At 57.1% G+C, this 12,535-nt stretch carries 10 protein-coding genes and 1 pseudogene; 3 read left to right on the top strand and 8 right to left on the bottom strand.

Annotation, left to right across the window (positions count from 1 at the left end):
* Positions 1-91 precede the first annotated feature (91 nt).
* Entirely contained in the window at positions 92-679 is a 588-nt protein-coding gene (locus tag RGB73_RS30575; RefSeq protein WP_396136198.1) for an IS3 family transposase, read from the bottom strand.
* 175 nt (positions 680-854) lie between these two features.
* Here RGB73_RS30575 and RGB73_RS30725 point away from each other — a divergent pair.
* Positions 855-1,078 (top strand): annotated as a pseudogene (locus RGB73_RS30725) (tyrosine-type recombinase/integrase); the annotation flags it as partial.
* Between the two features lie 69 nt (positions 1,079-1,147).
* Here RGB73_RS30725 and rlmD read toward each other — a convergent pair.
* Together rlmD and RGB73_RS04580 are read right to left on the bottom strand one after the other, a co-directional pair.
* On the bottom strand, positions 1,148-2,584 hold the full coding sequence (gene rlmD / locus RGB73_RS04585; RefSeq protein ID WP_310769560.1) for a 23S rRNA (uracil(1939)-C(5))-methyltransferase RlmD: 1,437 nt from the start codon (positions 2,582-2,584) through the stop codon (positions 1,148-1,150).
* A gap of 244 nt (positions 2,585-2,828) precedes the next feature.
* Positions 2,829-3,719 carry a diacylglycerol kinase gene (locus RGB73_RS04580; RefSeq protein ID WP_310769559.1) on the bottom strand — a complete coding sequence of 297 codons (891 nt, stop codon included), beginning with the start codon at positions 3,717-3,719 and terminating at the stop codon, positions 2,829-2,831.
* A gap of 144 nt (positions 3,720-3,863) precedes the next feature.
* Between RGB73_RS04580 and RGB73_RS04575 the strand changes: the two genes are divergently transcribed.
* Complete coding sequence (locus tag RGB73_RS04575; RefSeq protein ID WP_310769557.1) at positions 3,864-4,835, top strand: ROK family glucokinase; 972 nt, start codon at positions 3,864-3,866, stop codon at positions 4,833-4,835.
* An 85-nt stretch (positions 4,836-4,920) separates the two neighbouring features.
* On the opposite strand, the gene RGB73_RS04570 is transcribed toward RGB73_RS04575, so the two are convergent.
* From RGB73_RS04570 to RGB73_RS04555, 4 genes are read right to left on the bottom strand one after another with little or no spacing between them, the layout of a single operon-like run.
* Entirely contained in the window at positions 4,921-5,850 is a 930-nt protein-coding gene (locus tag RGB73_RS04570) for a DMT family transporter (RefSeq protein ID WP_310769555.1), read from the bottom strand.
* A 53-nt stretch (positions 5,851-5,903) separates the two neighbouring features.
* Positions 5,904-7,085: an ABC transporter permease gene (locus tag RGB73_RS04565; protein WP_310769553.1), complete on the bottom strand. Its 1,182-nt coding sequence runs from the start codon at positions 7,083-7,085 to the stop codon at positions 5,904-5,906.
* Positions 7,085-7,813, bottom strand: a complete 729-nt coding sequence (locus tag RGB73_RS04560) for an ABC transporter ATP-binding protein (RefSeq protein WP_310769552.1) — start codon at positions 7,811-7,813, stop codon at positions 7,085-7,087. Before RGB73_RS04560 ends, RGB73_RS04565 begins: the two co-directional genes overlap by 1 nt.
* A 50-nt stretch (positions 7,814-7,863) precedes the next feature.
* Positions 7,864-8,223 carry a hypothetical protein gene (locus tag RGB73_RS04555; RefSeq protein WP_310769550.1) on the bottom strand — a complete coding sequence of 120 codons (360 nt, stop codon included), beginning with the start codon at positions 8,221-8,223 and terminating at the stop codon, positions 7,864-7,866.
* A gap of 171 nt (positions 8,224-8,394) precedes the next feature.
* Between RGB73_RS04555 and RGB73_RS04550 the strand changes: the two genes are divergently transcribed.
* Positions 8,395-10,140 (top strand): RNA polymerase sigma factor, encoded by a 1,746-nt coding sequence (locus RGB73_RS04550; RefSeq protein ID WP_310769548.1) that lies wholly within the window; start codon positions 8,395-8,397, stop codon positions 10,138-10,140.
* Positions 10,141-10,226: 86 nt separating this feature from the next.
* Here RGB73_RS04550 and RGB73_RS04545 read toward each other — a convergent pair whose 3' ends face one another.
* On the bottom strand, positions 10,227-12,392 hold the full coding sequence (locus tag RGB73_RS04545; protein WP_310769546.1) for a YcdB/YcdC domain-containing protein: 2,166 nt from the start codon (positions 12,390-12,392) through the stop codon (positions 10,227-10,229).
* Between the last annotated feature and the right edge of the window lie 143 nt (positions 12,393-12,535).

Genomic DNA, 12,535 nt, shown 5'->3' with positions numbered 1-12,535 from the left:
TGATATGTTGGAGTAAACTACCCGTTTTAGCGTAATGGCTCAAGTTTGTCTAAAGCATTATTTTCTTAATCTACAACTACATTTTCAAAGTCTAATCCATTATTTTCAGTGAATAATAGGCAATCTGAGCTCGGTAAAGAACCGGGCTCAGATTGTTTAGCCGGACTTGAATACGCTCGTAATTATAGAAGTGTATGTATCGTTGTATTGCCTTCTTCACCTCATCTTCCTTAGTAAAAACATTTAAATACAAGCATTCTGTTTTGATGTGGCTGAAAAAGCTTTCGATACAAGCATTATCCAGGCAATTTCCTTTTCTCGACATACTAACAGTAATGTTAGATGCTTTTAGGAATTCGTTATATTTCCTAGATGTGTATTGGTACCCTTGATCACTGTGTAAAATGACGCCGTTCGCCTCTTTTATTTTTTGGGCAGCCTTTACGGTATCCATAACGAGCGTAATGTCGTTCCGTTTGCTGATCTTATAGGCGATGACCTCGTTGTTGAAGAGATCATAAATAACCGACAGATACAGGCGTCGTCCGTTAAAAATCACGAATGTAATATCTGTAGCCCATTTCTCCCGAGGATGTGTAGCGGTAAAATCACGGTTTAATTTGTTGTCGGAAACGACTACCTGCTCTCTACGGCCAAAAAACTTCCGTTTCCTGCGAATACGCGATTGAATTCAAGGGAAGTAGCTCTTTTTTATTTGGCCCCATAAATATTCCCCTCCAAGTTAAACAGTAAAGGGCTTTTTATTTACTGTCTACTTAAAGGGGATAATATCACTCTCCAGGAGGGCATATGTCATGTTTTGGGGATGCCCGCTGCATCGCGTAGCGCGTTGGCAGCGTAGTGTGCGCTATATCCGCTTTCACGATTTGCGCCACACATCAGCCACCCTGCTTATCAACGAAGGTGTACATGCGAAAATCACATATCTGAGCACCTGGACCATACCAGCATAACCACCACCATGAACGTATATGGTCGTGCACTTCAATCGGCTGATAAAGAAGTTGCCAACAAATTCGAGAATATACTCCCTTTCAGGAAAACCAACGAAAAATAAAAAAACGACACACGATACATGTGCCGTTTTTATTAGTCCTCTTTCGTCCCCAAGTGTAATTTCGCCTAATCAAAAACTCTTATAGATCAATAGCGCAACGCTCTCCACATGCCCCGTATGCGGAAACATATCCACCGGCTGCACTTCCCGCACCTCATACTTCTCCGCCAGCACCTTCAAATCACGCGCCAGCGTCGACGGGTTGCAGGAGACGTAGACCACCTTCTGCGGCTGCATTTCCAGGATGGTGGCGAGCAGCGCCTCGTCGCAGCCCTTGCGCGGCGGGTCGACCACGATGACGTCGGGGCGGATGCCTTGCTCTTTCCAGGCCGGGATGACTACCTCGGCCGGGCCTGTCTCGAAAGTCGCGTTCTTCACGCCGTTCAGCTCCGCGTTGCGGTTGGCGTCCGCGATGGCTTCCGGCACGATCTCGACGCCGTAGACGTGCTTGGACTTCTGCGCGAGGAACAGCGAGATGGTGCCGATGCCGCAGTATGCGTCGATGACGGTCTCCGTGCCGGTCGCGCCGACGTACTCCAGCGTCTTGTTGTACAGGACCTCGGTCTGTGCCGGGTTCACCTGGTAGAACGAACGAGCGGAGATAGCAAACTTGATCGGTCCGATGGAATCGTAGATGACGTCGCTGCCCCAGAGGGTCACGGTCTTTTTGCCGAAAATGACGTTGGTCTTGTCCGGGTTGATGTTTTGCACGATGCTAGCTACGCCGGAGACCTGGGTGCGGATGGCTTCCACCAGCTCGTCCGAGCGGGGAATCGTCTCCTCGGTCGTCACCAGCACGACCATGACTTCTCCGGTACGCACACCGATCTTGGCTACGACGTGGCGCAGCAGTCCGGTGTGGCGGACCTCGTCGTACGGCTGGATGTTCAGGCGGGCCGCGATCCTCTTCACGGCGGCCACGGCTTCGTCATTGGCCTGATGCTGGATCAGGCACTCGTCCATATCGATGATGGAGTGGGACTTCTCCGCGTAAAAGCCGCCGACCAGCGCGCCGTTTTCCTCCCCGATGGGCACCTGCGCCTTGTTGCGGTAGCGCCACGGATCGGCCATGCCGAGTGTCGGGTGGACAGTGATGGCGCCTTCTCCCTCCACCGGAAAGCCGCCGATCCGGCGGAGGTTGTCCCGGACGATCTGCTGCTTGTGGCGCAGCTGCTCCTCATACGCCAGATGCTGGAGCGAACAGCCGCCGCAGCGGTCGTAGACGGGACAGGGCGGCAAGGCACGATGCGCGCTTTGCTCCACGACTTTCGCCAGCTTGGCAAAGCCGAAGTTTTTCTTTACGTGGTCGACGCGCGCAAGCACCTTCTCGCCTGCCAGAGCGCCGTCCACGAACAGCGTATATCCTTCGATCCGGCCGACGCCGGCTCCTTCGTGGTTGAGTCCGGTGATTTCCACTTCCACGGTTTGTCCGACGCGGACGGGCACATTGAGCTCCGCCTTTGGCGCCGGCTGCGGCCCGCGCCGCTTCTTGGTTGTCTTCGCCACGGTTTCTTTACTCCTTTATATACGAATGGGACTTCATCAGCGATTTGTACGAATCGCTGTCGAAGCTCCTCTGCATGACATTACTTTGGACAGTGCGCGCCGCTTCTCTGACAGCTGCTGGCACCCGGGAGTCGCCTTGCCTTGCACAGGCACTACAGGCACTTCAAGCCCTCTTCCCTCCCAAACATGCGTCAGGGATGCTCATCGGCATCCCTTGGCAGTTGCTATCCATTTTACTATCTTCCTACGGTACGAACAACTCGATATGGCCCGGCAATGCTTCCACCACGCAGGGGAGCTGCCCTCCCAGCTCGCCGTCCAGGTTGAGCTGCACGATCTCGCCGCCGGGGGACGTCGCCTTGATGTAGTCTGCCTGGAAATAGAGGATGTTGGGGTCCTTCAGGTGCTCGCCGCGCACTGCCTGCGTAGCCAGACGGATGAACTCCGCGATGTTGGTCTTCTTCACCACGATGACGTCCAGCTTGCCATCGGAGAGGTCCGCATCCGGAGCCAGCTTGTCGAAGCCGCCGACGGAATGGCTGTTGGCGATGAGGAAGATCATGATCTCTTCGTCCAGCAGCACCTCTTTGCGGGTCTCCAGGCGCACGCGGATCGGGTGCAGCGACGGCAGCTTTTCCAGCCCTTTGACGTAATACGCCAGCTGCCCGATCATGGTCTTGAGCTTGCTTGGGACCTCATAGGTGAGGTTCGTCAGCGAGCCGCCGCCCGCGATGTTGATGAAATACCGGTTGTTGATCCGGCCCAGGTCGATTTTCTTCTTCTTCCCTTTGGTGATGATTTCGCAGGCGCGGGTGATCGACTTGGGGATGCCGACAGCGCGGGCGAGGTCGTTGCTCGTTCCGCACGGGATTATGCCGAGGGTGGGGCGCCCTTTTTGCTCCGCCATCCCGTTTACCACTTCATAGATCGTTCCATCTCCGCCAGCGGCGATGATCAGGTCAAAGCCGCGGGCAACCGCGCGAGCCGCTTCTACGGTCGCATCGTTTTCTCCCCTGGTCGCATGGCACGACGTCTCGTATCCGGCCGATTCCAGCAAATCGAGGATATCCGGCAAACGCCGACGCACGATCTCCCGGCCGGAGCTCGGATTGTAGATTAATCTGGCTCGTTTCAAGGCAGATCCCTTCTTCCTTCCCTCGCTCACGGATTTTCATCTCTTCTCATCATATCCTGTATAGCCATTTTTGGGAATCGCTATGCGGCGCCCAGCGTGATAAGATAGAAAAAGATGGCAATTTCATGGACGGGAGGGACAGTCGTGGAGCAAATCATCGTAGGCGTGGACATCGGAGGGACGGCAATCAAAATGGCTCTGATTACCCCGGACGGCGAGCTGGTGACCAAGGTGCAGGAACCGACGCCCGTCGCGCAAGGGGAAGACGGTATCTTGCAAAAAGTGGCGCAAATGACACAGGAGCTGCTCCACAAGCACGGCTTTTCCACCGAGCAGGCATGCGGTATCGGAGTGGGTGTGCCCGGACCGATCGACGCGGAAAACGGCGTCGTCCTGCAAGCGGTCAACCTGCATTGGCGCCAGCCTGTTCCCCTCCGCGAAAAACTGGAAGCGCTGACAGGCCTTCCGGTCGCGGTCGAGAATGACGCCAACATGGCCGCTCTGGGCGAAATGTGGCAGGGGGCCGGCCTGGGCGCAAAGGATCTGGTCGTCATCACGCTGGGGACAGGAGTCGGCGGCGGCATCATCGTGGATGGCAACGTCGTCCATGGCATCAACGGCGTCGGCGGAGAAATCGGCCATATCACGATGACCCCAAACAGCGGCTCCATCTGCAACTGCGGAAAAACCGGCTGCCTGGAGACCTACACATCGGCCACGGCCATCATCCGCGAGGGACGGCTGGCAGCCACAAACGGCACGAGTCCTCCGCTCGCCGCTGTATGGGCCGAGCGCGGGGAAATCAGGGCAAAGGACGTCCTCGATGCAGCCAAGGAAGGCGATGCTGCGTCTCTCGCAATTGTCGACCAGGCCGCTTTCTACCTCGGCCTCGCCCTGTCTCACCTGGCGATCATGCTAAACCCGGCCAAGTTCGTCATCGGCGGCGGCGTGGCAGCAGCAGGTGAATTCCTGTTTTCCCGCGTCCGCGAGTCGTTCGCCCGCTTCGTACCCTTTCCGTATGTCATAGCGTCTACGGAGATCGCCGCCGCCCGCCTCGGCAACGATGCCGGCGTCTACGGCGCAGGCTGGATGATCCGCTCCCGGCTGGCCGATTGAATAAACGAATACACGAACCAAACGAAGAAGCTCCCGGCGAATGGGAAAAGAAGAGACATTCGCGGGAGCGTTTTTTTTGCGTGAACTACGAAAGGCTGTTGTGTGCAGAATTCGCGGACTTCGCAGACTTGCCGGCTTGTCCCGCCGTTTCGTCCTTACCCGATACGATGAGCGCCGCACCGCCCAGTACCGCCAGTCCCCCCGCGAGCTGCAGCCAGCTGAAGGCCTCGCCCAACAGCAGCGCGGAACAGATGAAGGTCACGACGGGCTCGAGTGTGCTCAACACGGAGGCCTTGGTCGACCCGATCAATTGCAGCCCCCGGAAGAAAAAGCCGATGGCCACCACGGTGGAACAGATCACGATGCCGGCCAGGGCCCACCAGCCTTGCGGGCCGAATGACAGGTCGATCCCTCCGTTCTTTTGCGCGATCGCAAACGTCGACAGGCTCGCGAACAGCGAAATGTACGCGGAGGTGACGAGCGGGGAAAGTCCTTTTACGACCCGGTTGCCCGATACGATGTACACCGAGTAAAAAAGGGCGGCGGCAAGCGCAAGGGCGACTCCCATCGGCTGGATTCCTCCAAACGATAGGCCCAGCACCATGCCCAGTCCCACGAGCGAAATCAGCATGGCGACGACCGTCTTTTTGCGCAGCGCCTCTTTGTCTACGAAATAGCTCAAGACGGCGACAAACACCGGAAATGTATACAGCAGCAAGGCCGCCATCGATGTGGGGATATACTGAACCGCGGAAAAATAGCTGAGCGACTGCAGGGTGTACAGCACACCGCCCAAGGCAAACAGGCTCAGCGCCTGCTTTTTATCAATGCGGAGCCGCTCCCTGCGCCAGGCGAGCCAGCCGAAAAAGAGCGCGCCGGCGAACAGAAAACGCAAGAACAGCAAGGTGGATACCGGCACGCCCGCCGCATACGCAAAGACGGCGAAGATCGACATGACGCCGAAGCCGGCAGCCGAAACCAATACGAACAAGACCCCTGTATAAAGTGGATTCATTTATTCTTTTCACCAGCTTTCCCTCATGGCCACGACACCGGGGAGAAGCCGCCTCAATTTTTGACGACGGCCCCTTCCCTGCGAAACAGTTTGGACGTCAGGGCGATGATTACCGCCACATACACCAGCGACGTCCCGAGGCCGATCAGACCGTGCAGCGGATCGACTTTTCCGTAAAAGACTTCCTTGCAAAGAGCCACACCGTTGAATACGGGCAGAAAATAATAATAAGCGGGAACGTCGACCGGATTGAGCGGCATCAGCATGTAGGAGGGGACCATCGCCACGAAAATGACGCCGCTCATATAGGTCTGCCCTTCCTTGAACGACTTCGCGATCGTGCTCAATACGAGCTCCAGGCCAGCGAACGTAGCGGCTAGCACCAGAATGGTCAGCACAAGCACGAGCAAGGTAGAAGGCGAGATGAACCCGAGAGTGAAGCCCGCCCCCTCCATGTCCAAGGGGCCGAGGCCCAAGACTAGCGAGAGTGATACCAGCGAAGCCGCCGCACTCAAACAGCTCATCACCATGACAGTCAGCAGCTTGGCGGTCAGGATGTGGTTGGCGGCAATCGGGGCGGTCATGAGCGACTCCAGCGTGCCCCGCTCCTTTTCCCCGGCGATCAGATCATTGGCCGAAGCGACTCCGCCCGACGCGAGCGACACGACCAGCATCAGCGGGATGATCCCCGCCAGCATGCCCCCGGACAGCCTCTCCTCGGTGGCTACGTTTTGAAAGGTCGAAGCGATCGGTTCGATAGCCCCCTCGGACAGGCCGGCCTGCTTCAAACGGTTCGCGACGATTTTCTGGCTGTACGTCTTCACCGTCTGCTCGATCACGTCCCGCGCGTACACGGACTTTTGGTTGGTGGAATCGTAGGAGACCGTCAGCTCAGCCGTTCCTCCAGTACGGATCTTCTCGTCGAAGGCTGGCGGAATGGTAATGACCGCCCGCAGCGTCCCCGCTTGCAGGGCTTGCTCCGGATCGTCCGGCGCCAGGATGCGCACGCCCGGTATTTCCTTGAGGGCCGCGACCAGCCCGGACTCCCCTTCGATCGCGATCGGCACATAGGCACGGGCCTCTTTTTCCACGTTGCTGTACGACATTCCGAGCAAAAAGAAGACAAATGGAATAATGACCAACGGAACCAAGAATGTTCCCAGCAATGTCTTGCGATCGCGCAGCAGGTCGAGCATTTCCTTTTGAAAGACGGTCCAAACGACTCCCCTGCCCATCAGCTCTCGCTCCCTTCCACCACGGCCATGAAAATGTCGTCAAGATCGGCGATGCCGAATCGCTCCCGCAAGCTGTCCAGCGTCCCCGCAAACCGGAGCCGCCCTTTGTGAATCAGGGCAATCCGCTTGCACAGCTTGTTGATCTCTCCCATGTTGTGACTCGAGAACAAAATCGTTTTGCCTTCCTCCTGCATGCGGCCTACCATGCGTCGGAAGATATTGGCGGCCGTCACGTCCAGGCCGGTCGTCGGCTCATCGAGGAGGATCACATCCGGATCGTGGACGAGCGTGCGGGCGATCGCCACCTTTTGCTTCATCCCCCGCGAAAAGGCAGCGACTCGCCTGTCGATAAAATCCTCCATGTCCAGCATCCGGCTGAGGCTGTCGATCCGCTTTTGCAGATGTGCCGGCTCAAGTCCGTACAGGCTGCCGAAATACGCGATGTTCTCGCGGGCTGTCAAGCGATTGTACAAGCCTACATCCCCGCCAAACAGGATGCCGATGCGGCGCCGGACCTCGACCGGATCGCGCCGGACGGAATACCCGCTGATCTCGATATCTCCCTCGGTGGGCTGCAAAATGGTCGCCATCATGCGCATGGTGGTCGTCTTTCCCGCGCCGTTTTCCCCGAGCAGGCCGTACACTTCTCCCGCCTCCACCCGAAAAGAAATATCGTCGACTGCCGTCAACTGGCCAAATCGTTTGCTGACTTGCTTGACATCGATCATCCGCATTCCTCCTTCCCGATGGTTGCGGACACAAACGCGGGCCTAGGCCGCTACGCCACGGTGTGCCCGATCAATCCCGGATAGCGATCCCGGAACGCAGCAAGCGAAAAGCCTTCGAACAGCGCCGTGAACGAATCGGTGTCGTTGATGTAATGGCGTTTTTCCGGAAGGTTCGGATATTTTTCCGCGAACAGCAGCGCGACCAGGTGATGGACCGGGACGCCCTCCGCCTCCTCGTCGTAGATGCCGCGCTCGGCCAGCACCTTCGCGAAGTAGCGGACATACGTAACGGTCAGGGTCTTTTGTTCGCCGTTCTCTTCATACGTCGCGATGGAACGGTCGAACGTCTCCGCAGGCGATCCTCCTTTGCTTGGCGGCACATTTTCACCGGTGACGGAAATCAGTTTCATCTGCTTTCTTCCCCCTTCATATTCGTGTATGTTCATTATAGGGGAGAGTGGAAATGGTTACAAATAATCCCTTTCCCGATTCTGCACAAAAAATTTTCGGGGACGTTGTCAGAAAATCCGCCCTGTTCGAGTCTATGTAGCAAGTCAACAAACAAGCGAGGAGTTATTTCGATGGATGCCACGATCTTGAGTCGACACGAGGAGCAGGAAGAGCAGCAAACGGCAGACGACATCCTGGTAGAGCGGGCCAAGGCAGGCGACCGCGAGGCGTTTGGCGAGCTGGTCAGGCGGCATCGCGCCAAGGTATACGGGTATGCGCGCTCGTACACGCAGGAGCCTTTTCTTGCGGAAGACATCGTACAGGATGCGCTCATCCGGGCGTTTTTGCACCTGGGCACATTGGTAGACAGCCGGCGTTTTTTGCCTTGGCTGCACCGGATCGTGCGAAACCAGGCCTACACCCGTCTGCAAAAGGCGCCGCAAAAACGGGAGCAGGTCTTTTCCGGGCTGTCCTCCGCTCCATCCATGCAAGAGAACACCGACTGGGAAGACTTGGACAGCATTTTGCACCGATTGGGCCGCCGATGGTCGCAGCCTGCCAACCCTGGGGAAACTCCCGAGGATGTACTCGTACGCAAGGAGCTCTTGCAAACGATCACCGGCATGCTCCACTGTCTGAGTGCCCGGGAGCGGCGGATTGTGGAGTCCCACTTTTTCGACCATCTCTCGCCGCAGGAGATCGCCCGGCTGTTCCAGATTTCTCAGGCAAATGTCTACCAGCTCCTGTCCCGTTCGCGCAAAAAGCTGCTCCAGGAAAAAACTCGCGTCGCTGTTGACCAATACGTCCTGTCTCGAAAGGAAGCGAGTATGATGAAAAAAGCGGTTTTGAAGACGCCGGAAGCGTTTGGTTTACAGACCTGGGTGACGTGTGCGATGGCCCTGCACGGGATGGTGAATGCTGCCGGCCGCAGCTTCTCCCTCCCGATGGTGATGGGACTTTCCGGGCACGCCTTCCGTTTGACGGTCGTCCCGGAGCAGATCCATATTGCCGGTCCTACCATGTTCCCCTTTAACGAAGTGCTGCAACAGGGCCTGCGAAATATGGGTTTCTCCTCCCACGTCGTCAACGATTTCAAGCCGGGCGAAAATATCGGGGTCAACGCCAATTTTGTAGATCCCTCCCTGCTCGGCGCGAAAGCCCGCGAGAAACGGGAGCTCTCCCAGATGCTTCCGCGAGCGTTGGAGTTGATCCATCGTTCCATCGATCGAGGCTATCCGGTCGCGGCCTGGGACTTGTTCATTCCCGAGTTCGGGCTGATATACGGGTACGACGACGAACAAAAACAGCTGCATGCCGGGGACAACTGCGGTCATAACGCTACGATTGCGTACGATCATCTGGGTCGCGGATTGATGGAGGATTTGTTTGTCCTCACTCTCGGGGAGGCAGTGGAAACCGATCAACGCCAGATGCTCATCGGGGCTCTGCAAATGGCGATCGAGCACTACCGGGGAACAGAACCAGGATGCGGAGCCGTAAACGGGTTGGAAGCGTACGCCAAATGGCTGGAAGCCTTTGAAAAGCGGGGCATCGAACCGAACGGAAACTCCTACACGCTGGCGGTCGTCCATGATGCCCGCCGCAACGCCTCCGCATTTTGGCGCGAGCTGGCCGACACATGGACCGACTCCGCATTTGACGCCGTTCGCCCCTCCTGGCTGGAAGCGGCGGACTTGTATGGAGGAATCGCCGAAGGGTACGCCGAGCTTTGCCTACTCTTTCCGTTTCCTGCTGGCGGCGAACCAAACGCCCCAGCAGAGAGCCAAAAGGCGATCCAGCTGCTGCAAAACATCCAGAGCCAAGAGCAGCGGGCGGCGGCATTGTTGGAGAATATGCAGAAAGCTCTGTCCGAATAACCTAAAAAACGGCTGTCTCGAGAGCTTGCCCAGAGACAGCCGTGCTTTTTTATCCGAGCGATCCTTGTGCAGCCACTCGCCGCCAGTTACCGCATCGCTTTAGCTGCGGACTCCATCTCGCTGAGCAAAACGGCCGCATCCGCCAGCGTCAAATGGTCGTGGAGCTGCCGCACTTTCCCCACTTGCTGAAAGACGCGATCTCTCAAATCCGAGCCGAGCAAGTCGCCTATCATTTCGCGTGCTTCCTGCTTGGTTACAGGCCGGTCCGGCTCGAACGCTGCCCCCGATGCTTTCGGCTGAGCCAAGCCTATACTTGCGGCTTTTTTCATCGTTTCATAGAGGGGATGGCTTTGTGCAATGTCGGAAAAGGCAAGGGCTACCTCTTCACGGTACGAGTCCGCGAAGCCGTAGAACCGATTGGACTGGACAAGGATGCGCACAAACTCCCCACGGGTGACGGGTCTCTCCGGCTCGAGCTTGCTCCCCACGACAGGGAAATATCCTTTGTCTACCGCGTTCACCAAGGCCGTACGTTGCGGATGTGTCGCGATATCCTCCGGGATTTTCGACTGCCGGTACGCCGTAAAGCTCACCCACTTGCCTTCGTTCGCATCCACCACGCCGTCGTCGCCCGTCATTCTGTATGCGAGTTTCGGTTCTCGTTTGACCAAATAGCTGCCCTGTCGCCACTCGGGATGGGGTATGAAATAAGTCAGCAGCAGCTCCCGCTGTTCCGCTTCCACCTGCTTGGCCCGCGACACATCAATGCCTGCCGACTGTTGCGGAATCTCCTCCATCCTTTGATAGATCGGAATCGAGTACACCCCTTTGACTTCGCCTGTCACCGGATCGACGATGACCTCTGTTTCCAGATGTTCTACCGGGATCCCCTGCTTGAGCCAGCCAAAAACGATGAAGTAGCCGCCGTTTTGCCCAAAGAGATACTTTTTGCTCTCTTCGGCAGGCGGAAGCTGGACGGGGTACAGCTCGCCCAACTGGTCAGGCAACAGCTTCTTGACGAAATCAGTCGCGATGGCTTGCGCCTTTTCGTACGAAATCGGATGGGAAACCGTTTCGCGCTTCTCTTCCCGCCGCTCCTCGTCGAGCGACAGATTCGTCACGTTTCCGTAGTCATCCATGCCAAGCGAGTACCTCTTTTCCCTCTCCTCACCGCTGGCGGGACGTACATAGAAGAACAAACTGCTATTGCCGCCTCCTCCTTCGCCAAAATCGTCCATGACCACAAAGGTCGTCCCACCTACCCTGCTTCGATCCGGCTCCGCGCCGAAGAGATCGCGGGCGATGCCATCCGCCCTATTTCTCAGTTCGAACTCGGTCAGCTCCTTTTGTGCTGTCCTGGCACCTTTACCCGATTCTCCCAACGGTGCGATTTTGGCTGGCTGGCTCACGCTTTCGCCCAGGATGTTATACGGTTGTCCGGTCAAGGCGTCGATGAGCACCGGAGCTTTTTCGTTGTAATGGTAGGCCAGAATGGTCTTCTTTTGCTTCAAGCCGTACTTTATCAATTCTTCTCCTGCATACACGTAGCCAAGCGAGGGCTGTACAGCCTCTTCCCAGCGCTTCCTCGCCTCCACAAGCGAAAGCTTCGGCTCGGGATCAGGCAGCGCCCCGTCGAACCAGTTCCGTTCGTAGTACACGATTTCTCCCTGGATATCGACCGTCACCTGCAAGGCATTTTCCAGAAAGGGAATGCCGTTCTCCACGCGCGCAAAGGAAAACGCGTAAATGCCTGCCCGCGGCGGGTGAGGCTCTATCGACTGGAACTGGTTGTCTTTCGCCGTCCGCTGTAACTCTTCGGGAGCTGCCAGCTGCAAAAACTTCTCCGCCAGCTTCAACGCTTCAGCTCGGGAAATGGTCCGTTCGCCAGCGTCCGGCTGCTTGTCCCCCTGGAACCGCGAGTAGCGCAGGAGCTTGCCGGTGGAAGCCTCCACCGTCGTCCACTTTCGCTGGCTTTCATCTTTTGTATGTTTCCAGTCGATCGTCCAAACCTCGCTGCCTCTCTCATGGGACAGCCGCTCATCTGGAAACACCTCGGCAAGCTCGTAATCTTTCAGGTCGATCGGCCACGCTTTGGCCATCCGGGCAGCTTGGGCTTCCGTGAGCGACAGGGTCTTGTCCGAGGCTGCGTATACAACCGCCCCTGCGTTTCCGTCCACAACCGGCAAAAAGACGAGGCAGCTTCCGCACAGCGCCATTGCCGTTCCTCTTTTGATCCAATCTGCAAGCTTCATAGTCTCCCCCGATTTCCTCTGTATGTATCTGGAACTACACCCATTATGATACAGACTGGCAGAATTGTCATCGGGTTGCTTGTACAAAAAAGGCGCCCGCCCGCACGAGTCGGGGAGCGCCTGCCAGCTGACCGGCTTCGATC

Source organism: Brevibacillus brevis, from assembly GCF_031583145.1.
In the GTDB taxonomy this organism is placed as follows: Bacteria; Bacillota; Bacilli; order Brevibacillales; family Brevibacillaceae; genus Brevibacillus; species Brevibacillus brevis_E.
Note: the sequence above shows the minus strand (reverse complement) of the source record. Positions and strands in the feature narration are given on the sequence as shown.